Source organism: Staphylococcus sp. HMSC071G07, assembly GCF_001811435.1.
Taxonomy (GTDB): domain Bacteria; phylum Bacillota; class Bacilli; order Staphylococcales; family Staphylococcaceae; genus Staphylococcus; species Staphylococcus pettenkoferi.
Window position 1 is genome coordinate 307,483 of the sequence record NZ_KV804784.1, and the last position, 21,574, is coordinate 329,056.

Annotated in this window: 15 protein-coding genes and 1 riboswitch; of the genes, 7 read left to right on the top strand and 8 right to left on the bottom strand. The window is 38.0% G+C overall.

Features of this window, described 5'->3' with window-relative positions:
- Nucleotides 1-2 precede the first annotated feature (2 nt).
- Nucleotides 3-2,135 (bottom strand): PTS fructose transporter subunit IIABC, encoded by a 2,133-nt coding sequence (locus tag HMPREF2802_RS10745; RefSeq protein WP_070504518.1) that lies wholly within the window; start codon nucleotides 2,133-2,135, stop codon nucleotides 3-5.
- A 78-nt stretch (nucleotides 2,136-2,213) separates the two neighbouring features.
- A complete protein-coding gene (locus HMPREF2802_RS10750; RefSeq protein ID WP_070504521.1) occupies nucleotides 2,214-4,088 on the bottom strand; it encodes a BglG family transcription antiterminator in 1,875 nt (624 codons plus the stop codon).
- A 265-nt stretch (nucleotides 4,089-4,353) separates the two neighbouring features.
- On the opposite strand from HMPREF2802_RS10750, the gene HMPREF2802_RS10755 reads away from it, so the two are divergent.
- The gene (locus HMPREF2802_RS10755; RefSeq protein ID WP_232587140.1) at nucleotides 4,354-4,527 is read left to right on the top strand and encodes a beta-class phenol-soluble modulin; all 174 of its coding nucleotides are present in this window, start codon (nucleotides 4,354-4,356) and stop codon (nucleotides 4,525-4,527) included.
- A 289-nt stretch (nucleotides 4,528-4,816) separates the two neighbouring features.
- Entirely contained in the window at nucleotides 4,817-5,158 is a 342-nt protein-coding gene (locus tag HMPREF2802_RS10760) for a hypothetical protein (protein ID WP_070504524.1), read from the top strand.
- Between the two features lie 288 nt (nucleotides 5,159-5,446).
- Here HMPREF2802_RS10760 and HMPREF2802_RS12200 read toward each other — a convergent pair whose 3' ends face one another.
- Nucleotides 5,447-8,536: an Ig-like domain-containing protein gene (locus HMPREF2802_RS12200; RefSeq protein ID WP_070504527.1), complete on the bottom strand. Its 3,090-nt coding sequence runs from the start codon at nucleotides 8,534-8,536 to the stop codon at nucleotides 5,447-5,449.
- Nucleotides 8,537-9,081: 545 nt separating this feature from the next.
- Here HMPREF2802_RS12200 and HMPREF2802_RS10770 point away from each other — a divergent pair.
- Nucleotides 9,082-10,818 carry a CDP-glycerol glycerophosphotransferase family protein gene (locus tag HMPREF2802_RS10770; RefSeq protein ID WP_070504530.1) on the top strand — a complete coding sequence of 579 codons (1,737 nt, stop codon included), beginning with the start codon at nucleotides 9,082-9,084 and terminating at the stop codon, nucleotides 10,816-10,818.
- 99 nt (nucleotides 10,819-10,917) lie between these two features.
- Here the strand turns inward: HMPREF2802_RS10770 and HMPREF2802_RS10775 are convergent, their stop codons facing one another.
- From HMPREF2802_RS10775 to HMPREF2802_RS10785, 3 genes are all read right to left on the bottom strand, one after another.
- Nucleotides 10,918-12,117, bottom strand: coding sequence for a GTP-binding protein (locus tag HMPREF2802_RS10775; RefSeq protein WP_070504532.1), 1,200 nt, complete (start codon nucleotides 12,115-12,117; stop codon nucleotides 10,918-10,920).
- Nucleotides 12,118-12,528: 411 nt separating this feature from the next.
- The gene (locus tag HMPREF2802_RS10780; RefSeq protein ID WP_070504535.1) at nucleotides 12,529-13,824 is read right to left on the bottom strand and encodes an LLM class flavin-dependent oxidoreductase; all 1,296 of its coding nucleotides are present in this window, start codon (nucleotides 13,822-13,824) and stop codon (nucleotides 12,529-12,531) included.
- A gap of 114 nt (nucleotides 13,825-13,938) precedes the next feature.
- Entirely contained in the window at nucleotides 13,939-14,688 is a 750-nt protein-coding gene (locus HMPREF2802_RS10785; protein WP_070504538.1) for a 3-oxoacyl-ACP reductase, read from the bottom strand.
- Nucleotides 14,689-14,807: 119 nt separating this feature from the next.
- Nucleotides 14,808-14,907, bottom strand: a riboswitch (TPP riboswitch).
- Nucleotides 14,908-15,165: 258 nt separating this feature from the next.
- Between HMPREF2802_RS10785 and HMPREF2802_RS10790 the strand changes: the two genes are divergently transcribed.
- Entirely contained in the window at nucleotides 15,166-16,035 is an 870-nt protein-coding gene (locus tag HMPREF2802_RS10790) for a DUF4064 domain-containing protein (protein ID WP_070504541.1), read from the top strand.
- A 43-nt stretch (nucleotides 16,036-16,078) separates the two neighbouring features.
- Here the strand turns inward: HMPREF2802_RS10790 and HMPREF2802_RS10795 are convergent, their stop codons facing one another.
- Nucleotides 16,079-17,377 (bottom strand): PrsW family glutamic-type intramembrane protease, encoded by a 1,299-nt coding sequence (locus HMPREF2802_RS10795; protein ID WP_070504544.1) that lies wholly within the window; start codon nucleotides 17,375-17,377, stop codon nucleotides 16,079-16,081.
- Between the two features lie 212 nt (nucleotides 17,378-17,589).
- Here HMPREF2802_RS10795 and HMPREF2802_RS10800 point away from each other — a divergent pair, with 212 nt between their 5' ends.
- Both HMPREF2802_RS10800 and HMPREF2802_RS10805 read left to right on the top strand, forming a co-directional pair.
- Nucleotides 17,590-18,117, top strand: coding sequence for a DUF4064 domain-containing protein (locus HMPREF2802_RS10800; protein WP_070504547.1), 528 nt, complete (start codon nucleotides 17,590-17,592; stop codon nucleotides 18,115-18,117).
- Between the two features lie 318 nt (nucleotides 18,118-18,435).
- Nucleotides 18,436-19,284 (top strand): YitT family protein, encoded by an 849-nt coding sequence (locus tag HMPREF2802_RS10805; RefSeq protein ID WP_002472088.1) that lies wholly within the window; start codon nucleotides 18,436-18,438, stop codon nucleotides 19,282-19,284.
- 94 nt (nucleotides 19,285-19,378) lie between these two features.
- Here HMPREF2802_RS10805 and HMPREF2802_RS10810 read toward each other — a convergent pair whose 3' ends face one another.
- Complete coding sequence (locus HMPREF2802_RS10810; RefSeq protein ID WP_070504550.1) at nucleotides 19,379-20,062, bottom strand: hypothetical protein; 684 nt, start codon at nucleotides 20,060-20,062, stop codon at nucleotides 19,379-19,381.
- A gap of 137 nt (nucleotides 20,063-20,199) precedes the next feature.
- Here HMPREF2802_RS10810 and HMPREF2802_RS10815 point away from each other — a divergent pair, with 137 nt between their 5' ends.
- Nucleotides 20,200-21,573, top strand: coding sequence for a YqeG family HAD IIIA-type phosphatase (locus HMPREF2802_RS10815; RefSeq protein WP_070504553.1), 1,374 nt, complete (start codon nucleotides 20,200-20,202; stop codon nucleotides 21,571-21,573).
- The last annotated feature ends 1 nt before the right edge of the window (nucleotide 21,574 follow it).

A 21,574-nucleotide genomic window follows, 5' to 3' on the forward strand; every position in this document is an offset into this window, starting at 1 on the left:
GATTAAATGGTTTGTAATAGGTTGTAGATTGTCTCAGTGTCCTGAGCCTCAATGAGTTGTGCGCGTGTGTCATCGTCCATTAGTGCGCGTGATAAGCGTTGTAGTATCTTGAGATGTTCATTGCTACTTTCCTTTGGCACTGTGATGAGAAAGACGATTTGTGGTGCAGTGCCATCGAGACTTTCCCAGTGCACACCATGCTTGTTATTCAAGACCGACACGACAGGTTCGTTCACTGCTTCTGATTTCGCATGTGGAATTGCGACGTTCATGCCAATGGCTGTCGTTGATTCTTGTTCGCGTTTCAAGATATCTCGTTTCAACTGTTCTTGATTAGTTACATATCCTTGTTGTGCTAGGTTTGTGATCAGCTGGTCAAAGACTTCATCACGTGTGAGGGTTTGTTGGTTCATTGTGATGAGATTTTTATGGAAAATGCTAGAGTCTGAGTTGGATTTCACATCCTTGTTTGCAGGATCAATCGCTTTGTCTGCTATAGTATCAGCACTGCCTGCATTTGTAGAAATGTTTGAGTTAGTATTGACACTGGAATTATTAGCTTCCGTCTCATTTGCTGGTATGCTAGTACCAGAATTTGACATCTCAGTAAAATCAGTAGATTCTGCTTGATTTCCTTCAACCCTTTTAACCTCACTAGAGTCTTCAGTCTCTTCGCTCGCATCTAAACCACTGTCAGCCTGAGTCGTATCGACTTGAGCAGCTGGATTGCTACGGCGAAGCAGAATGACAGTCGCCATCGTAACCAAACTACCGATGAGAACAGCGATAAAGAACCATAAGATCTTATCAATACCGCCTAATACAGCTACAATCGGACCACCATGAGCGACACGGTTACCTACGCCACCAATTGCAGCAATAACGGATGCGATCATCGCACCAATCATGTTAGATGGGATAATACGTAATGGGTCTTGTGCAGCGAAAGGTATTGCACCTTCAGTAATACCGAAGAGTCCCATAGTAAATGAAGCTTTACCCATTTCAATTTCAGCATGGTTGAACTTACGACGACGTATAAATGTCGCTAAGCCAAGACCAATAGGTGGAGTACAGACTGAAACAGCCACCATACCCATAATGCTATAGTTACCTTCAGCAATGAGTGCAGAACCGAATAGGAAAGCAACCTTGTTAACCGGTCCACCCATGTCAAAGGCAATCATTGCACCGATAATTAATGCGAGAATTACAATATTGGTACCTTGCATGCCTTTTAACCAAGATGTAAGACCTTCGAATATATGAGCGATAGGGGCACCAATCACGAAAATAAATATAAGTCCTACGATTAAGGACGAAATAATTGGAATGATGATGATTGGCATAATCGGAGCCATTGCTTTAGGAACCGGAATCTGTTTAATCCATTTAGCAATGTAACCTGCTAAGAAACCAGCGACGATACCACCTAGGAAACCAGCACCTGCATCACTACCGTAGAAACTTCCGTCTGCAGCGATTGCGCCTCCAATCATACCGGGAACGAGACCTGGTTTATCAGCGATACTTACGGCAATGTACCCAGCGAGTATAGGTACCATAAATTTAAATGATAGTGCACCGATATTTTCAATTGATTTCCAGAACGAATCATCAGGAATTTGAAGTCCTTTAGATGTAGGATGGCCTCCGAGTGTAAGGGCGATAGCGATGAGCAAACCACCCACCACGATGAATGGAACCATAAAGGAGACACCATTCATGAGATGTTGGTAGATCATTTGAGTGCCTTTCTTAGATTCGTTCGAGTCGTTAGAGTTATTGGATTGTTGCGATGTATCGGTGTGGTTTTGGCCGCGATAAATTGTTGCATCACCTTTCATGATGCGTTGGATGAGCTCATGTGGGTGATGGATACCTTCACGCACGTTCACGTTAATGAGACGTTTGCCGTCGAAGCGGGATAAGTCGACTTGTCTGTCTGCTGCGACGATAATTCCCTCTGCTTCTTGAATCTCTTGAGCAGTGAGGATATTCTCAGCACCCACGCCACCTTGAGTTTCAACCTTTATTGATACGCCGAGTTCGTCTGCGGCCTGTTCTAACTTTTCCTGCGCCATGTACGTATGTGCTATACCGTTGGGGCAGGATGTAATCGCTAGTATTTTCATGTCGTTCAACCTCCTTATATTTAGTGTAAGCGTATTTATTAGCGGTAAAAAAAGAATAATTGCCGTTAATAGAGGCAATTATTCGTAAAATAGTGTATTGAGTTGTGATTTAAGTTGCTCGTGGTCTAGTTGTAATAATTCGGTGACGTCTGCTTCGGTTAGACGAGCAATTGATTGCATGATGTGTTTCGTTTCATGCGCATCTTTGTCAGCGATAGCTAAGAAAAATATCAGATGCGCTTTATGATGTCGCCAATGTATACCGCGTTGGCTAGTAAAGACAAGTATTTGAGAATGATTGAGTGCCTTTGGATTACCATGCGGTATAGCGATGCCATTACCGATATAAGTTGATGAAGATTGTTCGCGAGTGTAGGCGTTCTTGATGTATGTGTCGATGATTTTTGAGTCAGGTTCTGTGGTGTGTAAACTATTAGCGGCCGTATCGAATACGTCCTGCATTGATGTGATTTCCTGGGAAATAATATGGGTGTTTATCGAACCTGGCGATTGTTGTGATTTCTGAGTTCTTGTTGTTTTTTTAATGGCTTTGTCGAGTTTTTCTTGATCTGTAGTATCTAATAAGGGCGAAACTTGTAAGATTTGTGTTCGGTTTGTATCAATTTGATCAGGTTGATGTGTCGTGATAAGTAAATCGATATTAGTAAAGTCATAATGTGTGATTTGTTCAAGCGTAATGGTATCGATGACTTTGATTTGCGGGTAGTCCTGTGTGATCTTAGTCTCCAAAAGATTAGATATCCCAATACCGTAATAACATGCAATAAGCGTGCGAATAGGGCGTTGTTTCTGATGTTCTCTATCATATGCAGCTTGAAAATGCACAGTTAGAAAGGCAATTTCATCTTCATTTAAGGTGAGATTTATTGATTTCTGTAACGATATAAGTACTTCATATAAAGTATTAAACATGTATGGATATTGTGTTTTTATACGTGTAGTGAGTGGATTGTTTACATACACGTGATTGATGATTCGATAATACATTTTACTAAAGTGCGTTAAGATATTTTCTTTGAATAAGTGATCATTAGAAAACGCAAAGTTCGTTTGTCGCTCCATTTTCTTAATTAATGTGTCGATAAAACTTTTTACTAATTCACGTTGGAGAGACAGACTAAATTGATTAAAGTGATGCGAAATGAAAAACGAAAATAGCTTAGCTGTCGTCTCGTTAATTTGATAACCAAGAGCATCGTTGATACGTGTCATACACGTCTTCGCAATTTCTAGTGATTGTTGATTCGTCGTAATATCATCAGTTGAATAGTCTCGACGTTTGTAAATAATGATGAAATGAATCAATAATTGCTGTAATTGTGCTTGAGAAGTTGCAATATGATGCTCGTTAAGTGTTCGCTCGATAATTGTCGCGATAGTTTGTCGATGTGCGTGCGGTAATTCATTCAATATCAATTGTTCAACGCCTTGATGGCCCTCAATGAGCTGATCTAAATGTAAAAGAGCATTGCGAATTTGTGTTTCTGAGCCTGTAACTCGGATGCCGTTACGTTTATGAACAGTGATCTGGAGATTGAAAGATGCACTCCATGCTTGAATTTGGTTAATGATTTCAGATACTTCTGTTTTAGATAGCTGGTGGGCGCGCATGATTTCCTTTATTGTATGCGACTTCTGATCCATGAGCAGGTGGTATCCAATAGTTATGACTACTTTATCCTGATAAGTACTTAGGTGTGCTACGATATTTTCAATTTCTGCAGGGGTATAGTTGTCGAAGTTTAATTTGAAGCCACGACTTTTATAACTTGCAATAAGATGTGGCGTAGCATTGTTAGCATTAATGAGTTTAATGTCATTTCTTGCAGTACGATTCGAGACATTAACATAGTTAGCGATTTCGGTAGCACTGATAAATTCACTTTGATTATTTAATAATAACTGTATGATTTTAATATGTCGCGCTTGCATACGGATTTGGACTCCTTTACGACGAAATATTGAAACTTATTCCCTTAATCTCAACTTTATTGTATTTTTAAAAATGAAAAATCACAAGTGGGTTTGGGCAAAATATGACATATTGAATAATAGCATCTTATTGAAATGTTTAAGTTAACTTATATAAATTGTTGTATTTATGTAAAGATTTTTATATAAATTGACAATAAATAAATTCTATGTCAATATATTAGTTGACACGTGTCAACTAATAGAATTATCCGGATGGTTAATTATGGAAGAAAGGGTGAATTTAATGGAACACCTTAACAACATTGGTGAAGCGGTTGTCAATATTGTTACAGCGTCTGAGAATGCTGACGGCGCTGGAATCGCTAAGGGCGTGATTAATATTGTTACTAACGCTGGCGGTATAATCGAAGATATCGTGCACATGTTTGTCGGATAACTTAGCAGAATCGATACACTCACTATAAACACACCCAACACGGCGGCTACACATTCTTTGTGTGGTCGCTTTTTTGCATGGGGAGTAGGGGCAGGTTATTAGTTTAAAATGTTCTCGCATTTCTAAGGTGAAAGTTTATTTATTGTAGTCCCCATTTTAATGAGGACTTGCGATATAATATAGATAAAGAATAAGGTTGGAACGGTTTTTATTGAAAATGGTGGGTGTGGCGTTTTCGCATAAATGTGCCTAGACCTTCTACAGAAAGAGATAAACTGGGGTGTGCGTGTTGGAAACATTTGAGGTTATTAAAGATTTTGTTATTTTTTCGTTTGAACTACTATGTATTTTAATAATGGGGTCATTTATATGTGTTTATTGGCCGTTTCAATTGATTATGAGTTTTTATGTAGTAACGAGAGATTGGGCTGAAGCGCACTTCGGAATAGAAGAAACTGGCTGCATAGGGATGTTAATTGCGATTTTTGTCGTCTGTATACCGTATTTAATTATCATTTTTTTATTTGGAAAGTTAGCACAAGTTATTGGAATAGGAGGCTGGATGATTGTTCTTTTATTCCTTATTGGGGTATTGATTCATTATTTAGTTGTGAAATTTCGGCGTGGCTAGTGGCAGTAAGTGAGTGCGAAACTACGATGTAATCTGCTTCAGTAACCATATTACAATTACACATTTATAAAAAATTGAAGTGGTTTAAGCCTAGAATATGAATTATCAAAATTCAATTTCTGCTTCTCAATTATTGCGCGGGAATAACCACTTTTATGAGAAACATTTTATCCATAATTGTGGGATAATAAGAGTCATGATTTAAATAACTACCTATAAAATACGAAAAAAGAGGCTAAGCACGATGCTTAACCTCAATTTTTTACCTCAAAACATTTTACTCAGAAATTACTTATCTGCTTTACGACGACGAATACCGAAGAAAGCGAGAATGCCTCCGAGCGCAGCCATGATTGAGATACCAGTGTTATTTGACTCGTGTTGACCAGACTCAGGAAGGCCTTGCGTAGTACCACGAACTGGCTGTTGCGTCTGATCTACTGCAACTTCTGTCACTTGAGTCGTATGGCCTTGAGCGTCTTGCTCAACGACTGTAACAGTATCACCTGATTTCAAGTTCACATGCTCAGGCGTTGGCGCGTTCCAAGTACCGTCTGAATTTACAGTCGTATGAATTGTTGTACCGTCCGGATAAGTGACTGTGATCGTGTTGCCCGGTGTACCATGCTGACCTGTCACGCCATTATCGTGATGCGTCACTGGATTAACTGTTGGTGTGTTAGGCGTGTTTGGATTATTTGGTGACTCTGGGCTGTTAGGACTTGTTAGTGTACCCGGCGTACCATGTGTTGCTTCAGGTGTTGTCGGTGTACCTGGTGTTGGTTGATTAGGGTTATTAGGGTTTTGCGGATTCTGAGGGTTGTTTGGATTTGTTGGATTATTAGGATTCTGCGGATTCTGTGGATTGTTAGGGTTATTTGGATTAACCGGTTCGTTAGGATTGTTAGGATTTACCGGTGTGCCAGGGTCTGTTGGCGTACCAGGATTAGTTGGCTCACCTGGATTAGTCGGTTGACCAGGTTGTGTTGGGTCAGGCGGTGTACCGGGATTTGTCGGATCGCCAGGGTTAACCGGTTGCGTTGGATCTGTTGGCGTACCTGGGTTAGTTGGCTCGCCTGGATTAACTGGTTCTGTTGGGTCAGTCGGATCTCCTGGGTTGGTAGGTTCAGTCGGTTGGCCAGGGTTCGTCGGCACATCTGGCTCAGCACCTGAACCTTGCATGAAACGACTGAGGTAGTTGTGATAGTCGTAAAAGTCTGATAAGCCGTTGCCTAATTGATTTTCAATAGTCGTTGTTTCAGTGATATTGTCCGCATCTTCATAAGCATCACTCTTCGTATTGATGATAAAGCCTTGTCCATCGAGGTCGTAACCGAAATCAATAGTTGCTTCTGTACCATCATCATTATATTGAATATCGTATTGATCTGTAACATCCTCTAAATCTTCATAATTAGGCACATAACTGTCTACCATTTGATCTTTTGATGAAGGTTTATAAATTTGTAGGTTACTAAGATTAGAACCTTGTGTAGAGATGGTTACGATAGAATGGTTCATTGGATGGTAACCTTCGTTAAGATATGTTGTACGAGATTGATGCTTGTGATCTTGACTACGTGAATCCCAGAATGAAGATACATAATCAGATTGATGTACGTAATCAAATTGAAGATTTGTAGAATATTTTTCACCAGCTACATCAATGTCGATTGGATAATCTTTGAAAGAATCGGTCGCATTTCTACGATTTGGGTAAGCTACGAAGTCAAAGCTACCTTTCACATCTTTATGTTGGTCTACGAAATCTGTGAAAGTGTATTTCACTTTATTTGTGTCTGGATCGTACTTCGCAGTTGCGACAGTTTGTGAACCATTGTCATTATAAGACTTCAAATCTTCAGGAACGATAGGGTCTTCCAAACCAGTAGGGCGTACGTAATCGCCGTAATCTACATAGAAGTAGTCACCAGATTTCACACTATTGTCTAGCTTGTAATTACCCTTGAATCTGAGATAGCCGTTGTTACCGATTTCTACATTATCTTTATTATCAGGATTGTTAGGGTTCACGCCAGAAAGATTGAGATCTGAGAAGTGCACGTTATCACTGACGTCAGAACCGTCGTTGTTTCCAGCTTCTTCTGTAGTTGGTTCGGCATCTCTAAAGCTTGTAGATTCGTTCTGATTTGTGGCAGAAGTTGTGCTGACAGGTGTCGCAAATAATGTAGTCGCATTTTTCTTATCTGAGTAGTCTTTAGCCGCACTTTCTAAAAATTTCTGTTGAATTGTAGCTTGGTCGTCTTTATCGAAATCAATGTCGGAGTTCTCCGCGATTTCGTTCAGATCAGATTCTGACATTTGGTTACCTGTTTGGTCTTTGTAGTGATCCACTAAATCTGATTGATTTTGGATATTTGTAGAATCTTGTTGAGAATTTGTATCGTCATTTGATTGTGGCATTGAGAAAAAAGTGTCTTTACTGTGGTCGGATGCTTGATTGTTGTCGCCATCATCATTGTTAGATTGTTGTGAGATTGTGTTTTGTGTTGGTTGAGTTGTATCTTGAGATGATGAAGCGGATGTATCTTTCGTTTCTTTATCATGTTTAGGTGATTGTACTTGGGAAGATTGTGGTGCTTGTTGAGCTGATGAGTCAGTTGTGCTTTGATCAGAATTTGAGTTGCTTTCGTCATTTTTTGAAGTAGATTGCTTCATGTTTGAATTTGTAGATGTTGTGTCATTAGCGGATTGTGATTGAGATGAGTCAGAATTTGCGTTTTGGTCATTATAGTTTTCTGCATTTGAGTTAGCAGAATCGGTAGTGTCGTCTGCTTTATTGTCAGTGGTTTGTTCAGAATTTGAAGGTTTGCTTTTTGAGTTTTGGTTAGCATCAGCTTGTTGTGGTTGTTCTTGTTCTGTTTTACCGTTGTCTGTATCGTTTTGATCTGATGGTTGGTTAGAAGCAGGTTGGTCATTCGAAGTTGTAGAAGCGTCAGTGTCTTGTTCATTGTCAGATGTTTGAGTGTTTTCCTCATTTTGCGTTTCAGAATCCTGGTTGTCATTAGTATCTTCGCTTTGAGTATTGCCAGAATTTGAATTTTGCGTATTTTGAGTTTCTGTTTCTGATGTGTCAGGGGAATCTTGAGAAGTTTGATCTGAAGTGTCTTGTTCTGTTTGATTCGCTTGGTCATTGTCATTTACGACATCTTCAGAATCTTGGTTTCCGTTATCTTGAGAAGATTGAGCTGTCGTCGTAGTTGTGTCGTCAGACTGCTGTCCTTGTTCTGCGGCATGTGCTTGTCCTGCACCAAAGAACAACGTTGCGCCTACAACGATACTTGCTGTTCCAAATGTGAATTTACGTATGGAATAGTTATGCTTTTTATTCATAAATTGTGGTGAGTTTTTTCTCATAATCAAAGCCCCTTTCTTAAATATTATGTACCACCCTAGATGTAAGGCCACTATAGCTAAAATGATTTCGAAATGAATGATTGTACAATCAATTTTAATTACATTTGTAAATCACAGTATTGTTATAAATATAGTGACCTTTTTAAGTTTTACCCGAATACATAATGGACTAACGATAAATAAGAGACTTTTTCTAATGCACACATAACTTAGTTAAGCGTAACTTAAATTAAAATGCTTATCTTTACATATACAATGGATATAAATATAATATAGTTACAAGCTATTTAGTGTAGTTTGGTATTTAATTAACTATCCCCAAGGAGTGGGACGTAAAGCATTAGTGTTTTAGCGTCTCATTCCGTCTTTATAGATTTAAATCAAATATTCCTCATTTTATCTTCTGAAATCACTATAACTGTAAAGCACTTTCATACCAGTCGAACGTTCATTTATTCGAAAACTGATAACTATCTTACTGCGATAGACCTCACATTATTTGATATAATGTACTACAAATCCAGAAAGTTAAAAGGGGTCACACTTTGAGTATTAAAAGCAAGATTATCAATTATCGTAATAATCGTGGTTTATATAAATATGTGAATATGCGTCGGCATAAGCGAATTAAGAAAAATTATGTACTCCTAGAATCGATGCATGGGGGTGCTGTTACAGGACAGATATATTATTTAATTCCAGAAATTCAAGATACTCTTCGCAATAGTAAGGTTTTTGTAGTTTCACAAAATCCTGAGGAAGATGCGCAGTTTTTGAAAAAAAGAGGACTGTCTCATTTTAAGATTGTGAAGCATATGTCCTTAGAATATTTCGAATTACTAGCAACTGCCCAGTATCTCATTAATGACACGACGTTTTATCCATTTTTTAATAAAAGAGAAGGTCAGCAATATTTCATTATTTGGCATGGCACACCTTTAAAGAAAATGGGCAAAGATACGGCTCATATTTTTGATTTAGCGAATGTACAACGAAACTTTTACATGGCCGATCAAGTTATCGTCAGCAACGACTACTCGAAAGAAATTATGGCCGAAGCCTATAATCTCAATCAGGTGTATAACGGTGACATAGTTGTCGGGCCGATGCCACGAAATAGTGTCTTTTACGAAAAACAACTGCGAGAAAGAATACGTCACGACCTTGATATAGAGGATAAGAAAGTGTTGTGCTACATGCCTACGTGGCGCGGACAGATCGGTAACGTGAGTGATGCGCGTCAGTTAGAGACAATGTTGTTGTACTTAAATCAACATTTAGATGCAGATACCGTGCTATATGTGAAATTGCATCATCTCGTTAAGCGTCAGCTAAAAATGAATTACAGTAATATTAAATTTGTGCCGGATCAGTATGAAATTTATGAATTTCTTACTGCTACAGATGGTTTAATTACTGACTATTCTTCAGTTATGTTTGATTACTTGAATATGGATAAGCCGATCATTTTATATTTATATGATCTGGCAGAATATCAGCGAGAGCGTGGACTTTATCAGTCTCCATCAGACTATCCTTTTACTACAGCTTATACATTATCAGAGTTAGCAGAGTCTATTACAAATTTAGATTCTGAGGTGCATTACACTAACATTAAGGATGAAATGGTTCCCTACGATAATCGACAAGGTGCAAGAGAAATTGCGGAATTAATGATAAATAGTAGTATCTCAAAAAATATTAAAAGTTATCGTCTTGATGGTAATAAGTCAATTATTGCCATACATTTAGATTCCAATAACGTAGATGAAGTACTGGGCAAAATGCAGTCGTTAGAAAGTACGAGTGCGCAATTTATACTTTATTTCGATAGAGAAACGATTTCTGTTGAACAATTCCCACAGCTGATGAACATGCCGGACAACGTGACGTTCTATCCAACTTTAGGAAATATGAATGGTAATTTCTTAGATCGTTTAGTTATGAAGAAATCACAGTTGAAAAAAGTTATGAAAAATAAGATGCGACGTCTAAAAAACGAAGAAGAAAGACGTTTGTTTGGCGATGTCGCTGTTGATTGTTTCGTTACTTATGTAGCTTCTGAAAACTCGACGTTAATTCCAGCAGTAAGTGATAGAGGTAAGACTGCGGTATGGCTTAGTTCTAACTTATCTCAAACTCAAAGTAAGGCGATGTTGAATAAAGTGAATTTAAGGAATGTTGAGTTTGTGGTCACTGAGAATCAAGACTTGGTTAACCATTTTTCAAAAATAGCTCAACCTCAATTCATGACAGAAAGTGAGTTTCTGCGACAATTTTAAAATGAAAATCTGTGGTATCAGTGGTGAGATAATATGAATTTTAGATAACCATTATAATGATAGAAAGGCTTGCGTTGAACGCAGGCCTTTTTTACACGTCTAAGCTTCAGAAATTACCCAGCCATACGGGTCTGAAAGCGCAGTCCAATCAGCTTCGAGCTCATCACTATTCACTAAACAAGCATCGAGTTCTTGCTCAATTTGTTTGGTATCGAGGTTTTGACCGATAATGACAAATTGCGTCTTACGATCACCGTATTCGATGTCCCAATCTTCAGCTACGTCTGGGCGTTGCGCTAGGATAGCTTCCCGTTTCTCCGGTGCTAATCCTGCTACCCAGTACGTGACAGGGTGAATATTACATGAAGAACCGGCTTGAGACAGCAGACAAGCAACGTGGTTGTATTGGGCGAGCCACACAATGCCTTTAGAACGGACGATGGATTCATCAAGTTGTTCTAACCATTTATGAAATCTTTCAGCATGGAAAGGAAGTCTTCTTGAATAAACGAAAGAAGAAATACCATATTCTTCAGTTTCTGGCGTATGTGCTTCATGGCCGCCTTCAGTTAATTCCTTAATCCATCCTGCAGAATTACTCGCTTTCTCAAAATCGAAACGATGTGTATTCAGAACTTCAGATAATTCAACTTCAGCATTAATCGTTTTGATGATTTTAGCTTCAGGTTGCAGTTGTTTCAACACGCGTTCGAGCTTTTCTAATTCTTCAGGGGTAACGAGGTCAATTTTATTAATAACTAACACATCACAAAATTCCACCTGATCGATTAACAAATCTGCAATCGTGCGCTCATCTGTAATGTCAGCACCTTGACCACGATCTGTCAGCAAATCTTCAGAATGAATATCGTGTGTGAAGCGGTTCGCATCAACGACTGTGACCATGGTATCTAGCCTGCATATTGAAGTGAGATCGATGCCCAGATCCTCGTCCACGTAGGAGAAAGTTTGAGCGACCGGAACAGGCTCAGAAATTCCTGTAGATTCAATGACTATGTAATCGATGTTGCCTTTCTGAACGAGGCGCTCGACTTCTTGAAGCAAATCGTCACGCAAAGTACAGCAAATACAACCGTTTGAAAGCTCTACCAGTTTCTCATCTGTTCGAGAAAGACCGCCGCCATCCGCCACGAGATCCTTATCGATATTGACTTCACTCATATCATTTACAATAACTGCAATTCTGCGTCCATCACGATTATTCAAAATATGATTCAACAATGTCGTCTTTCCAGAGCCTAAATAACCACTCAGTACTGTAACAGGTATTTTCGACATACTATTCCCTCCATGGTAGATAAAATTTTGTTCTAGTTTCCTTTCAATAAATAGTAATTGTTACGATTTAAAATTGTACTAGAAATTTACAGAAAATCAAGAGGGAGAGATGACGGAATCATTTTATGGTAATAAAAAAACTCCAAAAATTGAAACTTTGCGCGTTCAACTTTTGGAGGTCAGTAGTTCTTTTCTTAAGTTTTAAATAGTTAATTTTTCTTATTTTTCTTCGCATTAAGTGCTATAAAATAGCCGATAAGCGCAGCGAATACAATAAAGCAAAATTTTAGCATAATAAGCATCCTTTTAATAATTTATCATAATTCTAGTTGTTTTTTAGAAATTAACTCTTTTAAAAAATGTATCATATTTAGAACATATATTCGAAGTTTTATAAATTTATCTTTATCCCTACACTCCCAACATCTCTCTAAACGTCTCATCAGAATATGACTTTCTGTATAAATTACGTTTCTGCATTTCTGGCACGATAAGGTCAACGAAATCTTCTAAACTGCCAGGAAGTGTGGGTGGCATTAAGTTGAAACCGTCTGCCACGCCTTCATCAACCCACGTTTCCATAGTATCGACAATTTCTTCAGGTGTACCAATTAATGTGAGATGACCGCCACCTGCACTGAGATAACCTAAGAGTTCACGTACAGTGGGCTCTGTATCTTTGATAATCTCTAAGACTGTTTCGTATCTACCCACGGGACCCTTGAATACTTCAACTGGTGGCAGTTCTGGAACGGGCGCGTCTAATTCCCAATCTGAACAGTCTTGTTGGACGAAGAAACTGAGTTGTTTCAATGCTGAATCGATAGGCAATTGGTCGTCTAACGCAGCTTTTTTAGTTAAAGCCTCTTCATGTGTAGGTGCGACGTATGTCACGAGGCCTGGGAAGACTTTGATTTTAGCGTCGGGTCTATGACTTTCAGCGATAGCCTGATCTAGCTTGCGACGATAGGTCTTAGCTTGATTCAAGTTCCAAGAAACGGAGTACACTGCATCTGCATATTTGGCTGCTAAAGCTATGCCTTGCTTAGATGCTCCCGCTTGCATTGCGACAGGTTTGCCTTGTGGACTTTGTGGTGTAGTGGATGGTCCATTTACTTGAAAATGTTTCCCTTGATGAGCGAACGAATCGATTTTCTGACTATCTACAATTTCTTGTTTTTTGCGATCAGGTGAAAAAGCCTCAGAATTCCAAGAAGTGAGGAGTTGATTTATCACTTTCGCAAATTCGTCTGCTTTCGCATAACGTGCTTCTCTTTCTGGTAATTTAGGCATACTATGATTTTGCGCTTCTTGATCAGTCATTGAAGTGACGAGGTTCCAACCGACGCGTCCTCCAGTAATATGATCTAAACTTAAAAGTTGACGAGCCACGGTAAAGGGATTACTGAACGTGCTAGAAATTGTTGAAACAAGACCTACATGCTTTGTAACTTGTGAAATTGCAGTTAGATTAATGAGTGGATCGTACCAGAATGCAGGTAGGGAACGATTGTCACTAGGATTGAATGCTTGGTTGTCGGCGAAGAAGACTGCATCGAAATAGCCTTTTTCAGCAAGTTGTGCAAGGTGTTGGTAATAAGAAATGGAACCGATTTGTTCGATAGATGAGTCTTTCATGAGCCACGCAGCCTGATGGTGACCACAACCCAATAGTAAGATACCAATATGTATATGTTTGTTTTGCATTTTACGAAACCGCCTTTACTAGATATTTTTTAAAATTGCATAAGGAACTGTTTTACAAAAATACAAAAGCTAAAGCCCGCTATAATTAAAGAAACGAGCTTTAGCAAGATCTCATTAATTCATCGTTAAACCGCCATCAACTGTAATATTCTGACCCGTAATGTTGGTCGCGTGTTCTGATGCTAAATGAGCAACCATGTTAGCCACATCTTGAGGTGTAGTGACTTGTCTTGTCGGCGTAGTTTGAGCGATTAAATCAAACACTTCTGGCGTCGTAGCTGCACTTGCATCTGTCGTTTTCAACAAACCGCCAGACACTACGTTCGCAGTAATGCCGTGTTGACCCAATTCAGAAGCAAGATTACGAGTGAAGCCGATTAGACCCGCTTTGGCAGTCGTATATTCATGATAAGGCACCACCGGATTCTGATATAAATTGGTACCAATACTGATAATACTGCCGGAGTGACGCTCCATAAATTGAGGAATGACACTTTGAGAAACATTAAATGCCGCTTTCAAAGTACCGTTAATTTGTTGTTGATAGTCTTCCCAATTGAGGTCTTTAAATGATTTCTGCGCATTAGGATCGAATTTAAAGCCAACAAGCGCATTGTTGACCACCACATCGATTTGTCCAAAGTGCTCAGTGGCTTGTTTGACCATTGCTTCAACCTCTTCGCGTTCGGTAACGTCGGCTTGGATTGCGATGGCTTGATGTTCGTATCCTTTAATCAGTGCTTCAGCCTCTTCTTTACTTCGATGATAGTTCACTACCACGTTGAATCCTTGTTTGAGTAGCGTTTTGGCGATTGTTGCTCCGAGTCCTCTGCTGCTTCCTGTTACTAATACTGTTCTTGTCATATTTAACACTCCCTAGTCCAATTTTTTGGCAAATAAAAATACACAACCTTCACGAGGAAAGTTGTGTAAAAGACGTAAACGAATCTATAAATAATCATAGTAAGCGTGATTAATTATTGTGAATCGGTACTACACTTTCCTCCGCTAGCGCAAACTAGATCAGGTTCAAAGGGTTTGGGCCAGGCCCATCTCAGTTCGATGACACCCCTAGTGTATGTATGAAGTTATACTCTAAATGTAAGGTTATTACATGTCAGAGTCAAGATTAGTGAGTTTTGGTGGGAGGGTGAAAATGAAAAACTGTCACGATAATCGTTTGAAATTTAGAAATCTGTACATATTTTGTGAGAGGATAATTTTGTCAAAACTTCTTTAAGGTTCGTTTTTTAAGTTCTAAAATTTTAAAATTCATCTCCTAATCAACTTCAGATTATGGTACGTTATTAATAGATTATGGAAAAAATTGGGAGGGCTACCATGATTTATAAGTCGGAGAAAATGTTAAATATGATCGGTATAGGACTACAGATGTTGACTATATCGGTATTAATACCGTATGCGTTATATAAGACGCGCATGCATATTTATATTAATAAGAAACTTGAAGGGGTTGCTGACCAAATGATTGGCTATCCGATTGAATCATCGGATCAAACTTTATTTTGGTTATGTATCCTAATGATAGTGAGTGTTATTACAATAATATTAGCTTTTGTTGCTGCTAAAAATTTTAAAAATAGACCCAAACTCACAATAACTTTGATGTTTATTTGTGCTTTCTTAAGTTTGGTGACGAGCTTGCCAGCTGTCGTAATTTGGATTATTGCTGGTATAAAGACGATAAATACATATAAAAGAAATGGTAGAAGTGAAATAGTGAGAGAGAATGAAACTTCAAAAATTAAAAAAATGGACGGATTTGAATTAGGATTACTTATAGCAAGTTTGTCTATTAGTATTCTTTGTATATTTATTTACGCGTTAGCAACTATCCCTTATGCAATGATTATAAATTCTGAGGCATCCCGTACATTCTATCGCGATCCAAGTGTCATAGATGGTTATACTCAAACCATGATATACAAATCATTTTTATATACGAGTTTCATATACTCTGGATTATTAGTTACCGTAATTGCGATAGTAGTGCTGATTATCTATTTAATTAAAAGTAAAAGCGTTAATTTCTTAAAAGCGAATTTATTTATTATCGTTGGTTGTGCTAATTTAATATTTAACATTATTGCAGGCATGTTCTTACTTATATTAGGAATTCTGTTATATAACAAAATGGGACAAAAACCAGAATATGATGAGAATAATCGACGAGAAGAATTAGCACAGTAAAAAATAGCGAGATTCACTGGAATGGTGAGTCTCGCTATTTAATTTACTTCTCATTCTCATAAATTTCTTCATTAACAGTATTTTGCAGTGTATTAACTTGATTTAATCCTGCTTTCATTAGGATGAAAACTAAAAGCCAACCGAGGACAATTAAAATAATGATTTTCAGGTTATAACTACCTAAAAATGTTATATTTACGTCCCAAATTGCGTGTAATATAACAGATGCGAAAAAGAAAAATAAGAATCTTGGATCTACGATGTTATTAAACTCGAATTTCGCTTCACTTTTAGCAATAACTACGGCAGCACCTACAATCGCCGCCCAAACAAGATGACTTCCAAGGCCTGTCCAAGCACGTAGGATGATCATATTCATGAAATCACCTTGAGTAAATAAGCCAAATTTCAAAATATAACCTGCTGATTCAAAGACGGCAAAACCTGCTCCAATTGCGGCTCCTATGAGTAATCCATTAAGAATCTTATTTGTCTTACTCATGTTCACAATTATGATAATGATAATTGCTTTACCAAGTTCTTCTACGATTCCTATAGAGATGGCATCAGTGAGCGTCATTAATCCAAATACTTCTGCCTCTTCGCTAAATGATACAAAGTTATAGAGGAAGAGTGTAACTAAAAGTGAGAATACGCCCCCAATAAAGAACCATTTCAGAACTTCGAAGATACTGATATTTTTAAAAGCGTTAGTCTCATAGAAAAAGAAGAGTCCTGATAAAGGTACAGTTAAGGCACCAGTAAAGATAAGACCTGGAATGGCGTTCTCATTTCCAAATGATGTAGCCATAACCCATAAAAGTACAAATGTTATAGCCATGGCCGCAAATACTCGAGAAAATAGCCATGGGCGGCCCCATTCATTGGAAACATCTTTAAGGGCAGGCGTCGTTTCTTTAGTACCTGCAATAAAGATGCGATCGGCTTCTTCTCGTGAGTGAGATTTAAATACTTCTGAGAACATATCGCGTAAATTGAGATTTAGACTTTCTTCATTTCCTGCCATTTTACCGATAGATTTCGTCGTATTGTTGAATAATTGTTTCGCTTCGTCCGCGAGACTCACGTTCTCTTTAGTTTGATTTTCGAGAGATTCCGTATGTGAGAAATTAGAATTTGAAGCGGTCGCTAAGTTGAAACCGCACTGCATACAGAATTTGTCGTCTGGATTGACTTCTGCATGACAACTTGGACAGTGAGGGACTGAAGTAGTTTGTGCTTCTTCAGAATATGTAGCACCATCATTTTCTAAATTATTACCGCAATACATGCAGAATTTATCTTCAGGATTAACTTTTTGATTACATTTCGAACATTGCATGAGCATCCACCTTTGTTTTTTTATGTATAGTCATATTTTAATTTATTATTAAAGGAATTGCTATATGATTTTTGGATTGATTAAAAGGGGAAGCACATAATTTACGCATACTTAGAAAATAGATGTTTAGAATTTTTTAAATAAGTAATTAAATTCACGTTATTTCATGATAAACTATGTTTGAGCAAAGTCAGAAGGGAGTTTACATAATTATGAAATATAAATCAGAACGTGTGTCATCTTGGGTTGCTGTCGGATTAATGGGACTCGCATTATTAGGGTGCTTTCTAGGAACTATCTTTTTCGCAATTATGGGTAATCAAACGAAAGAAGGACTTATAGCTACAGATGCATTTAGTTATAGTGAAGCTGATGATTTTATTACTTTGTGGGGACCTATATCAGTTTTTTTCCTCATTTCATCTATTATTCTCATTATTTTTGGTATTATTGGTTCGATTTGGATAGGCAAGAAGACGAAAGCAGCAGCGATTATGCTTTTGGTTATTGGTATTCTATCAATAGTCTTTAACTTTTGGCCAATCGGTCTGATTTGGATTATTGTTAGTATTAATCTTTTCCGCAAACATTCTAAAGAGCAACCTAGCCAAGGACCTCACCAAGGTACATATGATAGACAACAAGATTATACTAACGAGCAAGATAAACACGCTGATTTTCTAGAAGATGATGCTCGTCGTTATACGAAAGAAGTTAAAGACGATCCGTACAAGTATTAATAAATGTTAATGATATGTCACCCAATTATCGAAACAGTGATAGTTGGGTGGTTTTTTATTTAAAGTAGAAACCTCCTCCAACCTTGTCCCCATCTGTCTTAATAGAAATGTCAAATTTTCCTAACCTGCTTGTGTTGTAAAAGCAAGAAATCTTTATTATGATTAGAAATTGCGTGTGACAAGAACGATAACAATAATGAATATTTAGGACTTTTTAGCGAAAATCTAAAAGGTTCTTTTTGTTTTGTCCAGTATTTAAGAAATAAAAATTTTACTAAAGGAGATTGATTCTATAGTAGGAAGGGAGGACAAGTGAATATGAGTAAGAAAGCTATTCAAATTCACACTAAAAATATTATTTTCTGCTTGCTAGGTACGTTCCTCATTGGGGTGGGCGTCAATGCTTTTATCATCGCAGCAAACCTTGGTGAAGGCGGTACGGTCGGTATTTCCTTGAACCTCAAGTATACGCTCGGCCTCTCACCAGCGCTCACGTCATTTATCATCAACATTATTCTCATCGCGGTAGGTTGGAAGTACTTAAGCAAGACGACAGCGATTTATACACTCATCACGGTGATTGCGAGTTCGGTTTGGCTAGCGCTCACTGAATCTTTCAATCTGCATCTCCAGTCAGACTTTATTAACAGTATCTTCGGTGGTGCGTTTATCGGAATTGGTACAGGTTTCGTTATTTCAGCTCGCAGTACGCTTGGTGGTACGTCAGTTATCGCGAAGATTATCGATAAATATACGGAAGTGAAGACGTCGCAAGCGCTATTCGTCCTAGATACGCTCATTGTCCTCTCTTTCTTAATTACGATAGATATTGAGAATGTACTTTATACCATCGTTATGCTCTTTATTGTGGAAAAATGTATGGCGTTTGTTATTGAAGGTTTCAATCCTAAGAAGGCCATAACCATCATTTCTGAGTATAATGGTGAAATTAGCGACCAAATCCATTATGAAACAGGGCGCGGATCTACGTTGCTTAACGGTGTAGGTGGCTACGAACGTCGACAAACGAACGTGCTTTACGTTGTCGTGCCTCAAAACCAACTGGCACGTATTAAAAAGATCGTCAATGCGCATGATTCTAACGCTTTCTTAGTCATCCACGATGTACGGGATGTCTTAGGTAACGGATTTATGAAAATGCAGTAGGACGGATGTCTTAAAGTTGAATAATATGAGTGTACCCTAACCGAAAGTTGAAGTTTAAGACGGTTAGGGTACGTTTTTTATCTAATAGCGTTGATTAACTAGGAAGGGCGTCTTCTTGGTTGATATATTGAATCACTTTATCAATTTGTTCACTAAAAGAACCATCAAATTTGTGATCGAAGAAGGCGCTTCCTATCGTGAATGCCCATGGATTCACACGCTTAATGAAATCAAGTTTGTCGTAGCTATCGATACTGCCTGCAACACAAACGGGTAAGTCGTTCTCTTCTACAAAAGCTTCAATTAGTGCTTCAGGTGTCTCCTCATGTCGATAACCTAATAGGTCAAACCCACTAACACCTCGCTCTGATAAAGTTTGAGCTTGTTCAACAATTTGTGAGATGTCGCCTTTCAATACGGAAGGGCGACCCACTACTTCTCCAGCGAATGGAAGGTAAGTGATGTGATTGGCTAAACAGAACGTGTTGACGGAGTCGAAATATGTCGTTCCCATGAGAATCTCTGCTCCGCACGCTTTAGCAAGTTCCGCGCCCGCTAAACTGTTTGATTCATCATATTCAACGACTTCCAAAACTGTGGTTTTACCACACGACTTCATGTAATTAAACAATTCCTTCATTTCAATTTCTGGTAAGCCTTTATCTTTAAATCCCCAATATTGTGCTGCCGTATCTTTGCACTCCTCGAAGATTTGATATGCATTTTGAACTGTAAAGTCTTGATATGTAAGCATAACGATTAAATTACTATGATGCACGTTTCTCTCTCCCTTTGATGTGTAACTTCATAGACTATTGATTTTCTTATGTGGACAGTTTACACTTATAGAGTGAATATAACAATAGTTTTATTGTATTTTTTTATAAAAATATTTTTCAGTGAGGTATAAAAAACATGAATTTACTACGAAGATATATGCCTGACGCCTTGAGCGAGAGCGTTTATGATATCAATTACAAGAATTTATACGATGTGGGTTACAGAGGACTCATCTTTGATATTGATGGCACATTAGTTCCACACGGAGCGGACACTACAGAGAAAGTAGATGCTTTGTTTACTGAAATACATAATATAGGCTTTAAAACGTTATTATTATCAAATAATAGCGAGGCACGCATTAGTGATTTTAATCGTCATATCCAAACTCAATTTATTCCGATGGCAGATAAGCCGGATGTGAGAAATTTTCATAAAGCAGTTGAGCGGTTAGACCTTCCTAAAGATCAAATCATCGTGATTGGCGACCAATTATTTACAGATATTGATGGCGCGAATAAATGTGGTTTAGCGAATATATTAGTGAAATTTTTGATGCATGAAGATGAGACGAAGATTGGTAAGAAACGTCGCGTAGAACAGCTTTTACTAAAGGTGGGGAAAATATTTAAAATTCAACAACGCTCACCACTACAACATCAAATTAAGGAGACAGACATGACAGAACGTAAACCTTTAAGCGAAAGATATCCGAAACTTTATGATTTAGCAGTTAAAAAAGAAACAGCGAAACGCCATATTCAAGATTTGAAAGGGCGTAAAAAGTTTGCGCAACATCGACAAAAATTGAAGTTACCGAATGTGGTTCATACCGTTTCTTCATATTTGATTAAAAAAGGGCCAGGTATCGATCCTGTGCTACAAACGAATAAAGCTGACAATATTGATTTAGCAGCGTCTAAAATTGATGGCATTGTCATTAATCCAGGTGAGGAATTCTCATTCTGGACACTCGTAGGAAAAATTAATAAGAAAAACGGCTATAAAGATGGCCGTGTCATCGTGAATAATCAAGTTCAGGCCGGCATGGGTGGCGGAATTTGTAATTTAGCTAATAATCTACATTTACTTGTAATTCATAGTCCACTTCAAATTACTGAATTCCATGCACATTCAGATGCGCTCGCGCCTGATCAAGGTGAGCGTAAACCATTTCAGAATGGGACGTCAGTTTCTTATAACTACGTGGACTATCGTTTTAAAAATCCAACTTCGCAGAAAATACAAATCTGCTTATGGGTTGCTGATGAAACATTGTATGGTGAATTGAGAAGTGAAGAGGCCTTTCCTTGGAAATATCATTTAGAAGAAGAAAATCATCGCTTCGTGAAAGAAAACGGTAAATACTATCGTAAATCAAAAATCTATAAAGTGACTGAAGATGCGGCTACTTCTAAAGAAATTGACCGTGAACTCTTATTGGATAACCGTTCTGAAGTCATGTTTGATTATGATTTAATTCCAGAAGATCAGATTAAAAGTGAATAAG